The 16,434-nt window shown below is 57.7% G+C and carries 10 protein-coding genes and 1 pseudogene; 5 read left to right on the top strand and 6 right to left on the bottom strand.

Annotated elements, in window-relative coordinates:
• The 3 genes and pseudogenes from QVF59_RS13845 to typA form a co-directional block, all read right to left on the bottom strand.
• Positions 1-257, bottom strand: a pseudogene (locus QVF59_RS13845) (efflux transporter periplasmic adaptor subunit); the annotation flags it as partial.
• Between the two features lie 612 nt (positions 258-869).
• The gene (locus QVF59_RS13840; protein WP_287880697.1) at positions 870-2,447 is read right to left on the bottom strand and encodes an ABC transporter substrate-binding protein; all 1,578 of its coding nucleotides are present in this window, start codon (positions 2,445-2,447) and stop codon (positions 870-872) included.
• 445 nt (positions 2,448-2,892) lie between these two features.
• On the bottom strand, positions 2,893-4,707 hold the full coding sequence (gene typA / locus QVF59_RS13835) for a translational GTPase TypA (protein ID WP_159876754.1): 1,815 nt from the start codon (positions 4,705-4,707) through the stop codon (positions 2,893-2,895).
• 151 nt (positions 4,708-4,858) lie between these two features.
• Between typA and QVF59_RS13830 the strand changes: the two genes are divergently transcribed.
• Positions 4,859-5,746 (top strand): hypothetical protein, encoded by an 888-nt coding sequence (locus QVF59_RS13830; RefSeq protein ID WP_159876756.1) that lies wholly within the window; start codon positions 4,859-4,861, stop codon positions 5,744-5,746.
• A 179-nt stretch (positions 5,747-5,925) separates the two neighbouring features.
• On the opposite strand, the gene QVF59_RS13825 is transcribed toward QVF59_RS13830, so the two are convergent.
• Entirely contained in the window at positions 5,926-6,912 is a 987-nt protein-coding gene (locus QVF59_RS13825) for an NAD(P)H-quinone oxidoreductase (protein ID WP_287880696.1), read from the bottom strand.
• 108 nt (positions 6,913-7,020) lie between these two features.
• On the opposite strand from QVF59_RS13825, the gene QVF59_RS13820 reads away from it, so the two are divergent.
• The 4 genes from QVF59_RS13820 (at position 7,021) to gloA2 (ending at position 11,701) form a co-directional block, all read left to right on the top strand.
• Positions 7,021-9,456 (top strand): heavy metal translocating P-type ATPase, encoded by a 2,436-nt coding sequence (locus QVF59_RS13820; protein ID WP_287880695.1) that lies wholly within the window; start codon positions 7,021-7,023, stop codon positions 9,454-9,456.
• Complete coding sequence (gene ccoS, locus QVF59_RS13815) at positions 9,456-9,638, top strand: cbb3-type cytochrome oxidase assembly protein CcoS (protein ID WP_159876762.1); 183 nt, start codon at positions 9,456-9,458, stop codon at positions 9,636-9,638. Before QVF59_RS13820 ends, ccoS begins: the two co-directional genes overlap by 1 nt.
• A gap of 87 nt (positions 9,639-9,725) precedes the next feature.
• Positions 9,726-11,042 carry an MFS transporter gene (locus tag QVF59_RS13810; RefSeq protein ID WP_159876764.1) on the top strand — a complete coding sequence of 439 codons (1,317 nt, stop codon included), beginning with the start codon at positions 9,726-9,728 and terminating at the stop codon, positions 11,040-11,042.
• A gap of 251 nt (positions 11,043-11,293) precedes the next feature.
• The gene (gene gloA2 / locus QVF59_RS13805; protein WP_287880692.1) at positions 11,294-11,701 is read left to right on the top strand and encodes an SMU1112c/YaeR family gloxylase I-like metalloprotein; all 408 of its coding nucleotides are present in this window, start codon (positions 11,294-11,296) and stop codon (positions 11,699-11,701) included.
• Here gloA2 and QVF59_RS13800 read toward each other — a convergent pair.
• Together QVF59_RS13800 and QVF59_RS13795 are read right to left on the bottom strand one after the other, a co-directional pair.
• A complete protein-coding gene (locus tag QVF59_RS13800) occupies positions 11,690-13,768 on the bottom strand; it encodes a putative bifunctional diguanylate cyclase/phosphodiesterase (RefSeq protein ID WP_287880690.1) in 2,079 nt (692 codons plus the stop codon). The two genes, gloA2 and QVF59_RS13800, sit on opposite strands and share 12 nt — an antisense overlap.
• Before the next feature lie 232 nt (positions 13,769-14,000).
• The gene (locus QVF59_RS13795) at positions 14,001-15,914 is read right to left on the bottom strand and encodes a methyl-accepting chemotaxis protein (RefSeq protein ID WP_287880688.1); all 1,914 of its coding nucleotides are present in this window, start codon (positions 15,912-15,914) and stop codon (positions 14,001-14,003) included.
• Between the last annotated feature and the right edge of the window lie 520 nt (positions 15,915-16,434).

Below are 16,434 nucleotides of genomic sequence, written 5' to 3'. Positions count from 1 at the left end.
CTGCCTTCGGTAAACAGGCGCTTCTGGATGATGCCGCCTACTTGTGGGCGGATTTCGGCCATGGTGAAGGCGGAAATACGGGCCGGCAGCTCACGGCTGATCACCGTATCTTGTGGTTGCAGAGTCAATACGCCAACACTGGCAGGGCCGGCAGCCGGCATGGCGGCATTTTGTGACTGGCCGCAACTGCTCAGCATGGCAGTCAGGAGCAAAGCGGCAACAGCCTTGAGTGCGGGTGAAGCTTGCTTGATGTGCATAAACATTCCAGAACTTGATTTTATGGGAACTGCGCTGAGCCAGTGCAAGGCTGCTCATCGGGCAGTGCGGCTATTTTAAATACATACGCGCTTGTATGCTTGACTTTTTATCGGTAAAGACTGGTAAAGCATAGTCAACTTCCCAGCTGTGTTACGGAATGTACTGAAACTATGTGTATCAATTAATCGAACAATAAATTTATCTATTAACAAGTATTAACAATAATGACATTTCCACCACACTAAGTAGGTTTACTTAGTATTTTTTCGTGCAAATTACGTCTTAGCACTAGTCAGGAAAAATCCAGACGATAAGATGAAATTGTCAGACGGCAGTGAGTCGGCCAGCACAGACTGGCTACCACGATCCGGCCGGGCAAGCGCACAAGCGTTGAGGAGCGCGCGCCATAGTTAAGAACAGCATCGGGGAAGGTGCTTATAGGCGGGAGCAAGCAGGGGAAGTGTCGGGCCAAGTGCGCCGGGCTTTGGGTGGGACCTGGCCTGGAATGCAGGAGGCCGGAAATACAATAAAAGCCAAGAAGCAGATGTTAACGGGGAGTACTCACAAGGCCGCTGCAGCGGCCTTGTTCTTTTATTGCAACGCCAGGCGGGCTACTTCAGGTAAACATCCTCGAAGGCAAATGAACCATTCGGATTCATGACAAAGCCCTGTACGTCCTTGCGCATCGGAATGTAAATCCGCGAATGTGCAATAGTGATCCACGGCCGTTCGCGTTTGAAGATTTCCTGGGCCTGCATGTAGTAGGCGGCCCGCTGCTTGCGATCGCTGGTCTGGCGGGCTTTTAGCAGCAACTGGTCAAAGCCGGGATTGCAGAAACGCTGCCCCTGCTTGCTGACAGCGCAAGACAGCGAGGTAGACAGAAAGTCATCCGGATCGCCCGAGTCACTGGTGACGCCACTCATGTAGACATCATGCTCGCCCTGCCCCGCCCGGCGCAGATATTCACCCCACTCATAGCTTTGTATGTTGGCCTTGACGCCGATTTTTGCCCAGTCCTGCTGAATCATCTGCGCCATCAGCTTGCCATTGGGATTGGTTGGCCGCTGCACAGGCAATGCCCACAAGATGATATCGAAGCCTTTGGGATAGCCCGCCTTTGCCAGCAACTGACGCGCCCTGGCCGGATTATATTCGTTGCGGTTGCGGCCATTCCAGCCCCACACCGTGGGCGGAAAGGGGTTGATGGCCTGGATGGCACCCTCTTTGGGAAACATCGCCTTGAACAGCGTGTCGCGGTCGATGGCAATATCCAGCGCAGTGCGGACATCACGATTAGCCAGTTGCGGCCGTTTCAGATTAAACGCCAGGTAGGAAATGTTCATGGCCCCGGTGCTGACCACCTTGAGCGCCGGATCGGCCTGCAGGCCGTCCAGATCAGCTTCGCGCACGGCGGCCGCCAGCTGGCATTCATTGCCTTTGAGCTTCTGGATGCGCACCTGTGGATCAGTCACGATGGCAAAAATCAGGCTGCGCGTTTGCTGCGAATGCCCCCAATACGATGGGTTGGCTACAAAGCGCACAACCGAGTCCTTGGCATAGCTCTTGAACTGATAAGGTCCGGTTCCAACAGGAAACTGGTTGATGTCGGATGACCGGTGTTGCTGCAAAAGTTGGTCTGCATACTCGGCCGACTGCATGCCGGCAAAGCCCATTGCCAGAAAGCTCAGAAAAGTGGCATTACGTTCTTTCAGGCGGATTCTGACCGTGTAGGGATCCAGCTTTTCAATTCCTTGCGCCGACAGGGACAGGCCAGAGTTGGCAGGCCCCAGCAGCTGGGTTTTGAATGCCCGATTGAATGGGGCGTCAGGGTCAATCCAGCGCCTGACAGTAAATATTACATCGTCGGCATTGAACTGCCGGCCGGGCTTGAAATAATCAGTGGTCTGGAAATTGACACCCTTGCGTAAGTGAAAGGTGTAACTCAGGCCGTCGGGAGATAGCTCCCACTTGCTGGCGAGGGACGGCACAATATCGCTGCCACCACGTTTGAAGGCGACCAGGCCCTGAAATATCTGGCGCGTGACGTTGTAGGTACTGGCGCTGTCCCATAACGCAGGGTCAAAGCCCTCCGGTGCCGTTTCGGCACAGAAAACCAAGGGGCGTGCGGCAAGGCACGGCAGCGACAGGCTGGTCAGCATGGCCGCAAGCAAAAGACGGGGCGGTTTCATTTTTTATTCTCCGGACGGCATTGCATGAAGAAGACCGGGTGGTGCAGCAAGGGTGGCAGAACATGATCATAGGGCAAGTTGCACTCTCCGGCTTGCCGTGGCCGTATTTGTCTGATAAAAAGCAATGATATCGCTGGCGTGGCCTGTTTCGATCCAGTAGAGCCAGCAGCCATCCTCTGTATTTACCCCTCTGATCTTTCTTTGCCGCTGACAACTGCAAGGCAAATCATTTCTACCCGGCAAGATTACATTCTTCGCAGGCAAAAAAAATCCCGGCGGGAACCGGGATCAAACGTTTAGCGGGGATAGATGCGAGGCGGGAAACCTCGCATTCGTATTTATATCTATCAAATAACCCCTAGTCAACATAATATTTTCTTACATATAGCCAGTGCTAGCAAAAAAAAGGCAGCCATTGGCTGCCTTTTGTCACTCCGCTGAAAGATCAGGAAGCTTGCTTGTTCATCTTGCGGCGTTCGTTCTCTTGCAGGTAGCGCTTGCGGATACGGATGGACTTGGGCGTGATTTCTACCAGTTCGTCATCGTCGATGAATTCCACGGCCGATTCCAGAGTCATCTTCATCGGCGTGGTCAGGCGCACCGCTTCGTCAGTGCCGGAGGCGCGTACGTTGGTCAGCTGCTTGCCCTTGACCGGGTTTACCACCAGGTCGTTATCGCGACTGTGAATGCCGATGATCATGCCTTCGTACAGCTTGTCGCCCGGGGAGACGAACATGCGGCCGCGATCTTCCAGCTTCCACAGTGCGTAGGCAACAGCTTCACCGTTTTCCTGCGAAACCAGCACGCCATTGTGGCGACCCGGCATGTCCGGCTTAACCGGGCCGTAGTCGTCAAACACGTGGCTCATCAGGCCGGTACCACGGGTCATGGTCATGAAGTCGGACTGGAAGCCGATCAGGCCACGCGCCGGAATATGGTATTCCAGGCGGGTACGACCCAGGCCGTCGGATTCCATATTGGTCAGTTCGCCGCGGCGACGACCGATTTCTTCCATGATGCCGCCCTGGTGATCATCTTCCAGGTCGATGGACAGGTTTTCGTACGGCTCGCACTTTTCGCCGTTCACTTCCTTGTACACCACGCGCGGCTTGGCTACGGCCATTTCGAAGCCTTCGCGACGCATGCTTTCCAGCAGGATGGTCAGGTGCAGTTCGCCACGACCGGATACGCGGAACACGTCGGAGTCTTCGGTTTCTTCAACGCGCAGGGCAACGTTGGTCAGCAGTTCCTTGGTCAGGCGATCACGGATCTGACGCGAGGTCACAAACTTGCCTTCGGTACCAGCCAGCGGCGAGGAGTTCACCATGAAGTCCATGGTCAGGGTCGGTTCGTCCACAGCTACCATCGGCAGGCCGACCGGTTGTTCCTTGTCACAGATGGTGACGCCGATACCGATATCGTCCAGACCGGAAATGATGATGATGTCGCCAGCTTCGGCTTCTTCAACCGGTACGCGTTCCAGGCCCTGGTAACCCAGCACCTGGTTGATACGGCCTGCAGCAACTTGTACTTCGTGGTTCATCACCACAACTTGCTGACCCGGCTTGATGCGGCCATTCAGTACACGGCCAACGCCCAGGCGGCCAGTGTAGGTGGAATAGTCCAGCGCGGAGATTTGCAGCTGCAGCGGAGCATCGGAATCGCCCGGCGGGGTCGGAACGTGCTTGAGCACGGTTTCGAACAGCGGACGCATATTATCGGATTCCTGATCCAGCTCCAGCTTGGCAAAGCCGTTCAGGCCAGAAGCGTAGATGATGGGGAAGTCCAGTTGCTCGTCGGTGGCACCCAGCTTGTCGAACAGGTCGAAAGTTTGGTCTACCACCCAGTCCGGACGTGCGCCCGGACGGTCAACCTTGTTGATCACCACGATAGGACGCAGGCCAAGGGCCAGGGCCTTCTTGGTCACGAAACGGGTTTGCGGCATCGGGCCTTCAACGGCATCCACCAGCAGCAGTACGCCGTCTACCATGCCCAGTACGCGCTCCACTTCACCGCCGAAGTCGGCGTGTCCCGGTGTGTCCACGATATTGATGTGCACGCCTTCGTATTCGATGGCGGTGTTCTTGGCCAGAATGGTAATGCCACGCTCTTTTTCAAGATCGTTGCTGTCCATTACGCGTTCATCTACCTGCTGGTTCTCGCGGAAGGTGCCGGACTGGCGCAGCAACTGGTCAACGAGGGTGGTTTTGCCATGGTCCACGTGGGCGATAATGGCAATATTACGAATCTGTCGTGTCATGTTTCGGAATTCGGTCGGTTGAAGCGGAAAAATCGTACGATTCTATCACGTTGCACAGCCTTAACCCAAAGCATTATCGCGACAAGGCATGATGATTTGGTTACACTGCGCGCCAAAATCCACGCAAACACTGATTATCAAGGAGTCGACCATGTATGACTGGGACGCCCTGTGGCATGAGCATGAAGGCTATCGCACCGGCTTTGCCGTGCATCACAATGACACAAATCTGCTGGCTGGCGAGCTATCGGCCAAGCTGATGAAGCCTGCGCAGCATCCCACTGACGTGGCAGTCTACGAGACCGCAGACAAATTCATCCTGGTAGGTCACGACGAGGGCTTGCAGCTGCTGGAAGTGTTCAAGCACGGCATGTTCGACATCACCCTGCGCCTGGTGACCGAGGACGAGGGCTTGCAAGAGCCGGCCCTGCCCTATGTGGAAATTCATGTCGATAATCTCGCCACCGAAGAACAGTCGGTATGGCGCGACGCAGTCAGTCGTGACGAGGAAGGCCGCATCTGGGTAGGTAATCGCACGCTGGACGAGCAGGTGATGCCCGCCATGCCGTTTGACGAGCTGTCCTTTACCGATAACGCCCATTTTCGCGATGAACTGCATCGCGTCTGGCAGGAAGACTTACCGCAACTGCGGCCGCTGATCGATGCTTGGTTTGATCACACTTCGCTGACTGGCGAAGTGGAGGCACATCATTATGGTGATGAAGCACGGGTTCAACAGATCTGCGACCGTTACGCCGAAATCGTACGCCGAGAGCAAGCCATTTTGTCACGTCAGTTTTCTGACGCCGAATTACAGCTGATCGCTCACGTCCTGCAAAACGTGCGCTTTGAAGAGGCAGCATCCTGCCGTGGCGTATGGCTGGCGGTGGAAACCTGCATGATTGACGAAGAGCTGGATCAACACTTCAAGCTGGATGGCGAGGCTTTGCTGCACAAGATGAAAGCATTGTCCTACGCTCAGGAAGTTGCCTTGATAGAAGCCTTGTCTCCACTGCAAAGCAAGCCTGTCGCCGAATAAGCAAGCCGGCAGATGACAGAAAAAGCCCGCCCGTCACCGGCGGGCTTTTTCATACCCCTATCTGGCGGGTAAAAATCCGCAGGGTAAAAAAAAAGGGACGATAGCCGCATCGTCCCGAATCCCATCCATACCAGTCAGAGGTGCAACACCTCCCACCCGCACACCTTATGGCAGGCAGATTACGCCGTCATGACAGGAAAGAAAGTCAGCACCACCTTGCCCAGATTGGCATTGGCTTCCATATGCGCATGGGCATCTGCCGCCTGCTGCCAGGGGAAGCAGCTATCCACCGTAGTTTTCAATGAGCCATCCAGAATGGCCGGCAGAATGGTATGGACCAATGCTTGTGCCAGTGGTGCTTTGACACTCAGCGGCTGGGAGCGCAAGGTGGAACCGATAATTGACAAGCGCTTCATCAGCACCAGCCCCAGGTTGAGCTCGGTCTTGCCGCCCCCCATGATGCCGATATTCACCAGACGCCCATCCTGCTTCAGACATGCCAGGTTCTCTGCCAGATAAGCAGCCCCGACCGGGTCAAGGATCATGTCCACCCCACCCCACTCCTTCACCAGGCGCGCAAAGGCGGGAGCTTCCTTGTAATTGAACACTTGCCCCGCCCCCATTTCGCGGCAGAATTGCAGCTTGGCCGGGCTGCCTGCACTGGCAAACGGGTGCGCACCCAGCAGCCTGGCCAGCTGGATGGCGCAGGCCCCCACCCCACTGGCTCCGGCATGAATCAGCACATTACCCCCGGCCTTGACTTGCCCTACCTGCACCAGGTTCAGCCAGGCCGTCATCCAGGCTTCCGGCAGGCTTGCCGCTTCCACCCAGGACAGGCCATCCGGCTTGGCAATGGCCAGCACTTCATCCAGCACCGCGAATTCGGCATAGGCACCGCCGGCAACCAGGCCAAACACCGCATCGCCGCACTGGAAACGGCTATCCGCATCAGCCTCCACAACCATGCCGGCAATTTCCAGCCCCAAAATGGAACTGGCTCCCGGCGGCGGTGGGTAATGCCCGTCGCGCTGAACGATATCCGCCCGATTGACGCCAGCCGCCATCACCTGCACCAGTAACTGACCCGCCTGTCGTTGCGGCATGGCCGCTTCGCCAACATAAAGCGTATTCGCACCACCCGGTGCATCCTGCAAGATTGCCTGCATGATATTGCCTGCCTTTCCTTGCGCCGCCTGCTTGGCGACGGAATTTGCACTGCATGAAACTGAGCCAGATCAAGCAATGCAGTCGAGTATTGTTTACAATGGCGCGCCATGACTGATAACTGCTTCCACTGCGGCCTGCCCGTTTCTGAAACCGTCGACTTTCCGGTGCGTTACCGTGACAAGACCGAGGCTACCTGCTGCGCAGGCTGCCAAGCGGTAGCCCAGACCATCATCGATTCCGGCCTGTCCGAGTACTATGCCCACCGCACCCAGGGTGCGCGACAGGCTGAGGCACTGCCGACCGATATTTTGCAGCAGATCAGACTGTATGACTCGGAAGAACTGCAAAAAAGCTTTGTACATCAGCGCGAGGAAAACAGTCGCGAAGCCGCGCTGATTCTGGAAGGCATTACTTGCGCGGCCTGTGTCTGGCTGAATGAGCAGCATATCCGCCAACTGCCCGGCGTATTGAGCGTGGACATCAACTATACCAGCCACCGCGCCCGGGTTTGCTGGGACAACACCCGTATCAAACTGTCGCAGATTCTGGAAGCCATTTCGGCCATTGGTTACCGCGCCCATCCATATGATGCCGAGCGGCAGGAGGCACTGGCACAAAAGCAGCGCAAGCAGGCCATCAGCCGACTATGGGCAGCCGGTCTGTCGATGATGCAGGTAATGATGTATGCAGTGCCGGTGTATCTGGCACCGGATGGGGATATCGACCCGGATTTCCTGTGGCTGCTGCATTGGGCCAGCCTGATTCTCACCCTGCCGGTGATGCTGTATTCCGCCGTTCCCTTTTATCAGAACACCTGGCGCGACCTGAAAACCGGTCGCGTGGGCATGGATACGCCGGTAACCATCGGCATTTTCACTGCTTTTTTTGCCAGCCTGTGGGCACTGATCAACAAGATTCCGCATGGTGTGTATTTTGACTCGGTGTCGATGTTTGTCTTCCTGCTGCTGGGCGGTCGCTACCTGGAAGGCATTGCCCGGCGCAAGGCTGGCGAAGCCACGGAAAGCCTGGTCAAGCTGATTCCCGCCTTTGCCCACCGTGCCGCCAATTGGCCAGACAGCCGTGCAACCGAGGAAGCCACCGTCACCATGCTCAATCCGGGCGATGTGATTCTGGTGAAGCCGGGCGAAACCATTCCCGGCGACGGCGTGGTGCTGGATGGCAGCAGCGCCGCCAATGAAGCACTGATCAGTGGCGAAAGCCGACCCATAGGCAAAATCACCGGCGACACGGTGATTGCCGGCAGCGTAAATACCAGCAGCCCACTCTACATACAGATCAGCCAGACCGGGCAGCAAACGCGCCTGGCCGGTATTGTGCGCCTGCTGGACAAGGCCCTGGCTGAAAAGCCGCGACTGGCGGTGGCCGCCGACCGCTTTGCCAGCTGGTTTGTCGCCCTGCTGCTGCTGGCCGCTGCCGGCAGCTATATTGCCTGGCACTTCATTGACCCGGCCCGGGCGCTGTGGATCATGGTGGCGGTACTGGTGGTGTCCTGCCCTTGCGCGCTGTCGCTGGCCACCCCGGCTGCGCTGACCGCTGCCACCGGCCATCTGGCCGGACTGGGCTTGCTCACCACCCGTGGCCACGCACTGGAAACCCTGGCACGGGTTGGTGATGTTGTATTCGACAAAACCGGCACATTGACGCACGGCGACATGCGTCTGCGCGAACAGATGCAGCTGGGGCAGCTGACTGAAGCACAGTCCCTGGCCATTGCTGCGGCGCTGGAGCAGGCATCCGAACATCCGCTTGCACAGGCCATTCGCCTGGCTGCGGCAGCGCTGCCCTGCCCGGCAAGCACCCGGCTGGACAGCATTGCCGGCAAAGGAGTGGAAGGCGAAGTCGATGGCGAGACATGGCGGCTAGGCTCGCCGGAGTTCATCAATCAATGGCTGACAGTACCAATGACGCTGCCTGCAAACTGGCATGCAGACTGCACATTGGTCGTACTGGCCAATCGCCAGGCAGCGCAAGCCGCCTTCGCCATTGGCGACACCGTGCGGGCCGATGCTGCGGACATGGTTCAGCAACTGCAGCAGCGCGGCATTAACGTGCATCTGCTTAGTGGCGACGGTGCCAGTGCGGTACAAAGCCTGGCCGACAGCCTGGGCATTGCCGATTGGCACGCCCGCGCCACTCCAGAAGACAAGCTGGCTTTTGTTGGCCAACTGCAACAAGAAGGCAAGCGGGTCTTGATGGTGGGTGACGGCATCAATGATGCGCCGGTGCTGGCGCGGGCCGATGTCTCGCTTGCCATGGGTGGCGGCACCGATGTGGCGCGCGCCAGTGGTGACATGGTGCTGATGGGTGATCAGCTTGCGCTGATTCCGCAGACGCTTGCGCTTTCAAAAAAGGCACTGGGCATAATCAGGCAGAATTTGTGGTGGGCCGCCGGGTATAATCTGCTGGCCCTGCCCCTGGCCATCAGCGGTCACCTGACCCCCTGGCTGGCCAGTCTTGGCATGGCTGCCAGTTCGCTCATCGTGGTGAGCAATGCCCTGCGACTCGTCAAACGGAAATCCTGATGGAAAGTCTTTACCTGCTCATTCCGCTCAGCATCGTGCTGGCCTTTGTCATCGCCGTGGTGTTCTGGTGGGCCACCCGCTCCGGCCAGTTCGACGATATGGAAGGCCCGGCGCACCGCATTCTGATGGACGACGACCGTCCGGCAGAAGACAAAGCTGCAAAAGCCAGCGACGAGCACTGAGCCTGCCGCCACACGGTGACGGGTCCTGGCTGACAGGCTTGGGCGAATAGGCTAGCATGCCCTTCCCCCACCCAGTGCTGACTTACCGTGAAAACAGACTTCAGTTTCTTTGGCTCGCGCCGCTTTTTGCCCTTGTTCGGCACGCAGTTTCTTGGTGCCTTTAATGACAATCTGCTGAAAACCGCCATTGTGGTGCTGATCAGCTATCACGGCCTTACCCTGAACGGCATGTCGCCGGAGTTGCTGGTCAATATGGCGGCCGGCGTGTTCATCCTGCCCTTTTTCCTGTTTTCCGCCACTGCCGGCAAGCTGTCCGAACGCTTCGACAAGGCCGTCATCGCCCGCGGGGTAAAGCTGGCCGAAATTGCCATCATGCTGCTGGCTGGCGTTGGCTTTGCCCTGCACGCTGCCGGCTTGTTGATGGCAGCCCTGTTCCTGATGGGGTGCCACTCTGCCTTCTTCGGCCCGCTCAAGTATGCGGTGCTACCGCAATACCTGAAGGAGCATGAGCTGGTGGGCGGTAACGGGATGATTGAAATGGGAACCTTTCTGGCCATCCTGATTGGCCAGATCATCGGCAGCCTGATGACCCAGGGCGGCCCCTGGCTGATTGTTATGCTATTACTGGCTACGGCGGTTGCCGGCTGGCGGTTCAGCCGCGGCATGCCGCCGGCACCACCCGGTGCGCCACACCTCAAGCTGTCCTTCAATTTTGTTGGTGATTCGATAAGACTGGTTGGCGAAGCCTGGCGCATTCGCGATGTACGCAGTGCCATTCTGGGGATTTCCTGGTTCTGGCTGATGGGTGCGGTGTATACCACCCAGTTGCCCACCTTTACCCGCTTGCATCTGGGCGGGGATGCCCAAGTCTATACCGTGATGCTGGCGTTGTTCTCCATTGGCATCGGCCTGGGGTCTGTCATCTGCGCCAAGCTGTCCCACGGTCGACTGCAACTGGGTCTGGTATTGCTGGGCAGTGTCGGCATGACGCTGTCTGGTGGTGATCTGGCCCTAGGTGCAATGCAGCACTACCAGGGACCGCTGTTGTCGCTGAGTGAGTTTCTTGCACGGGCAGCCAGCTGGCGTCACATGCTGGACGTGGCCCTGCTGGGCTTTTTTGGTGGCTTCTTTACCGTGCCGCTGTATACCTGGCTGCAGGTTTCCAGCCCGGATGACTTCCGCTCGCAAGCCATTGCCGCCAACAACATCATCAATGGTTTTTACATGGTGGCGGCGGCTCTGGCCAGCGTGGTGGCGCTCCAGCAGTTTGGCAGCATTGCCTATCTATTACTGGGAACCGCCCTGCTGAACATTCTGGCCACCCTGCACCTGCTGTGGCAGGCCCCCATCATCTGGCAGCAGCGCAGCAGCTGGCTAAAGGCCACGCTGGACAAGCAGGCGTAAAAAAAGGCTGGCGCCACCAAAGTGGCACCAGCCCCAAGAGCATCCGGCGGTGTCAAGGCCCGAAACCGCCGAAAGCGGGAGGGTCGCCAGCAAGGCGCTGCAAGTGCTGTGCCATGCCAACGGTGGAAGCAAACCGTTACCGCATCTGCCTCCGAGGTACTGAGTGTCAGTCAGTGCCGCCATTGTCGCGCCGGCCTCCTTATGCGTCCAATTGATTGATATTTCATCTTTGATATAAATTGACTATCGCAATGCAGCCACCCCAAATTGCCATTCGCGGCATTCACCATATTGCTATCATCACCGCCGATTACCCGCGTGCGCGCGATTTCTATCACCGTATTCTGGGCTTGCCGATTGTCAGTGAAACATGGCGTGCCGAGCGTGCATCGTGGAAGCTTAACCTGGCGCTGCCGGATGGCTGCCAACTGGAGCTGTTCAGCTTTCCGACCCCGCCATCTCGGCCAAGTCGGCCGGAGGCATGCGGTTTGCGCCATCTGGCACTGGCTAGTGATAGTCTTGAGTCTTTGCGCGCGGCGCTGCTGAGCGAGGATGTAGCCTGCGAGGAAGTCAGGATGGATGACTTGACCGGCCAGCGCTTTTTCTTCTGCCAGGATCCGGATCAGTTACCAATCGAGTTTTACGAATCAGCGTCCTGAATTGGCCGGATACTGTTGCAAGAAGGCAAGAAACGCCTGACGGGGCATGGGGCGGGCCAGCAGGTAACCTTGCACGTAATCGCAACCGGCCTCGCGCAGCAAACCTAGCTGCGCTTCCGTCTCCACACCTTCGGCAATCACCCGCATGCCCAGCTTGTGGGCCATGGCGATGATGGCCTCGGCAATGGCGCGGTCGGTATTGTCGCTGGCCAGACCCTGAACAAAGCTGCGGTCTATTTTCAGGTAGTCGATATTGAATTTCTTCAGATAGGACATGGCGGAGTAGCCGGTGCCAAAGTCATCGATGCTGACTTCCACCCCCGCCTGATGAAAGCCCAGCAGGGTGTTGACTACCAGCGGACGCTCGTCCAGCAGCATGCCTTCGGTGATTTCCACGGCAAGACAGGACGCAGGCAGCTTGCGCTCCTGTAGTTCCTGCGGCCAGTGGCGACAATCACCGCTGATGAACTGCCGGGGAGAGATATTGACGCTGGCCTGCCCTTCTGGCCATTGCTCCAGCATGTCCAGCGTCTGCTGGAACACCAGGTTGCCGATATCACCGATGATGCCGATTTCTTCAGCCACGGCAATGAAATCACCCGGCATGATGATGCCGAGTTCCGGGTGTTGCCAGCGCAGCAGGGCTTCCGCCTTGATGATGCGCCCACTTGCAACCTCGACAATGGGCTGGAACCACGCCTCGAACTGATTGCCGGCCAGCCCCTGCCGCAAACGGTTGGCCACACCCTGCCGGCGCTGGGCCTCTTCCTGCAGCGAGGGGGTAAAGTAGCTGAAACAGTTGCGCCCGCCCGCCTTGGCCGCATACATGGCCTGATCGGCAAAGCTGACCAAGGTTTCCTGCTGCGTGCTGTCGTCCGGGTACAGCGCAATGCCGATGCTGGCCGACACATACACCTGATTGCTGCCCAGCAAAAAAGGCAGGCCAAGCAGGCGGATGATCTTGCCGGCGACCATGCCGGCCGACTGCACGTCGCTGATGTCGGGCAAAATGACCACAAATTCGTCGCCACCCTGACGGGAAACGGTATCGCTGCTGCGTACCACCGCATTGATGCGCTCGGCCGCCTGGATCAGCAACTGGTCACCCACATGGTGGCCCAGCGTGTCATTCACCTCCTTGAAACGGTCCAGGTCGATGAACAGCAGCGCCAGCACCCCGCCCTTGCGCCGGCAGCGCTCCAGCTCCTCGGCCAGACGGTCGCGCAGCAGGCGCAAATTGGGCAGTCCGGTCAGTGCGTCGTAATTGGCCTCCCGCCAGATGGCCTGCTCCATCCGCTTGCGTTCGCTGATATCCAGAATCAGGCCTACCAGCCCGCCCAGGCTGCCATCAGCCTTGTCAAAAGTGGCCTTGTAGAACATGACATCGCGTCGCACACCATCGGCATACTCCACCTGTGCCTCGTATACCTGGGTGCCGCCTACATCAAACAGTTTCTGGTCGGCGGCGTGGTAGCGCTCCGCCAGGTCCGGTGGCGACATGTCGAACACTGACAACCCCACCAACTGCTCACGCTGCTTGCCGATAAACTGCTCGAAAGCGATATTGCAGCCGATGTAGCGGCCGGCCTCGTCCTTGTAGAACACCGGATTGGGAATGGTATCAATCAGCCGGGTAATGAACTGGAGCTGATCCTTGACGGCTCGTTCGGCTGCGTTGCGCTCAGAAACATCCAGCAGCATGCCGATAATGGCAGCTCTGCCGCCAAAGCTGGTGCTGACGCCAAACACCTCAGCATCCAGCTGCGTGCCATCCTTGCGGATGCCACGGAATGCATAATGGCTGCTTTGACTGACGCCAGATAACCTGCGGTCAATTTCCTCGCGGACCACAAAGCGATCGTCCGGTGTCGTCAGTTGCTGTGGCCCCATGCCACTGCACAACTCCAGCTGGGTATAGCCAAAGAGATTTGCCAGCCTTGAGTTGACGAAGACGAACTTATCGTCCTGAATCACGTACACGCCGATCAGGGCATTGCTGCACAGCCCACGTAGCAGTGGCGCAGCTTCGTGCAGTAATCCATCGAGGATGTTGTCGCTATCATTCATGGTGTCGGCTGGGGTTCCGGCGCTGCAGTCAGATACTGCGCTTTATCATTTATAGTGCGCAGGATACATCAGCCGACAATATTGTGCTGCGCGCAGCAAGTGGCCACCGCTGCTGCCGCATGGCCCAATGGCCGCAAGCAAGCGTGATCATTACCATCAACGCAGGCAGCAAGGCCCGGACATGCCGGGCCTTGCATAGTACGGAAAGTGCTGGCTTGCCGCGCTGCTGTTTTTACACCTTGAAGCGACTGATACTGGCGCGCAGCGCATCGGCCAAGCCGGCCAGGGCTGTGGCGGACTTGGCTGCTGCCCTGGCTTTGCCATGATTGCCATCGGCCTGCTGGGCGATTTTCTCTACATTCAGTGCGATGTCTCGGCTGGCGGAATCCTGTTCGCTCAAGGCATCGGAAATTCCACTGACCGCATGACCAACCTGGCCGGCACCATCACGGATAAGCTGCAAGCTGCTGGCGGCATCACTTGCGCTGCTTACTCCGCTATCCACCTGCTGCACACCGTTTTCCATGTGTTCGACGGCCAGGCGGGCACCTTGCTGAATCTTGCTGACGGTATCGGTAATCTGCAGCGTGGACTGGGTGGTTCGCTCCGCTAGCTTGCGCACTTCATCAGCAACCACGGCGAAACCGCGGCCGGCTTCGCCAGCACGAGCAGCCTCGATAGCTGCATTCAAGGCCAAGAGGTTGGTTTGGTCGGCAATGTCACGAATCACGGTAACCACTTCGGCAATCCGCTCCGACAGCCCGTCCAGCTGGCGCACGGTTTGCCCTGCTTGCCTGACGGCAACAGCAATCTGCCCCATGGTATCCGTGGCCTGTCCGACAACCTGCGCACCGCTTTCCGAACGGGTGCTGGCATCCGCCGCCATCTGCCTGGCCAGTTCGGCATGGCGGGCAACCTGATTGATGCTACTGCTCATTTCCTCTACGCAGGCAGCCATGGCACTGGCTGCAGCATTCTGATCGCCTGATGCTGCGGAAACATCTTCCGATATACTCACCAGCGATTTCGCTTGGGAAGACAGGGAAACCAGACTGCGCTCCACATCGCCTATCATGCTGCGCAGCTGGTTACTCATTTCATCTGCTGCTTGCAACAGCTTCCCTACTTCATCCTGGCTTCTGGCCGCAAAATGTACCGTCAAGTCACCACTGGCCACGCGACGGATTGCCTCAACGGCCTGTGCCAACGGGCGGGCAACCCAGGTGCGACTGGCCCAGAAAGTGGTGCCAAACAACAGCGCAATAATGATCAGCGTGCCAACGGCCAGGCGAATGCGCATGGCCATCAACTGGGCAGCAAACTCATCCTCATAACTGCTGGCAGCCACAATCCAGCCCCAGCGTTCAAAAGTATCAAACACCGCAATTTTGGGGCGCACAGCTTCACTGCTGTCCGGCTTGGCCCAGTGGTAATGCAGCAGGCCGTGCTTTTGCTCGAGCATCACCCGGTTGATGGCAATGCCGTCCCTGTCCTTGAAATCCAGCAGATTCTTGCCCTGCGAGTGCGGGTGAATCATCATGCGGCCCGGCTCGCTACGGGCATCGAAGGCATAGACATAACCGGACTCGCCAAAGCGCACAGCCATGATTTTCTGACGCAGGGCCGCCAGGCTGGCGGTGAATTCCTCACCCACAAACAGGGCGGCCACTACCTGACCGGACTCATTGCTCAGCGGGGTGTACAGCGTCATGAAATCTCGTCCGAACAACTGGGCCGGGCCGGTATAGGCACGGCCAGCATTCAGGCTGGCATAGGCTGGCGAGTCATGGCTCAGCGGTGAACCCACCGCGCGGCTGCCATCTTCCTTTTTGACTGAGGTGGCAATGCGTACCCATTCACTACCATCCTTGATGAAGACGGTCGCCAGTGAACCGGTGCTGCGGGTAAATCGATCCACTTCCACCTGACTGTTGTTGATTGTCCGATCGCCAATGCGTAGCAGGGGCAAGGATTTGCCAGCAGTTTCGCCACGTTCCGGCAAAACGGACACGGCACCGGGCAAGCCGGCACGCAGGGCGGCTTCTGCCAGCACGGCAGAGCGCTCCAACTGAGCAGCATAGGCGTCCATCATGTCGATGACCTGCCGGTTGGCCTGCTGCATTTCCTGCTGCATCTGAATCTGCATGCGCTCGCCCTGCCAATGCGTAAGCCAGGTGGCGGCAATGCCGAGAACGACAGTCAACAAAATGGAAAGAGCCAGATTTAACTTGGTTGCAATGCTAAGTGAACCGCGCAGTGTGGTAGATGGTTTTGACATATTGGATGGCCGGTGGGTATGAGTGGGCAGTCAGGGTCTGCCGCCTAGTACATTGGTCTATTTTTCCGGCGCATCATAATATGGTTTCGCCTCATTTCAGTGGCAAAACCGGACAGCTATTGATCAAAATCAATATAAAATCACGTCACAAAAACACGAAAAATACCGACCATTTTCTGTGAACGATATTGCTGCGCAACAAGATTGCCAGTCAGCCGTGCATGACGCACCCACTTTGGGGTAAAGCATCCGTTGAAACAGTGAAATATTGCCGTTACAGACAATGATGGTATTAAGCTGGAGGGTCTTGCAATAAACCAAGCCGCCCGTAGGCGGCTGTGGTGTTCGCATGTGGATAGGCGCTACCCCGCGTAGTGCCGGCAATCGC

It is taken from the genome of Aquitalea sp. (assembly GCF_030150775.1).
Classification (GTDB): Bacteria; Pseudomonadota; Gammaproteobacteria; order Burkholderiales; family Chromobacteriaceae; genus Aquitalea; species Aquitalea denitrificans.
This window is presented reverse-complemented; position numbering and strand designations above follow the sequence as displayed.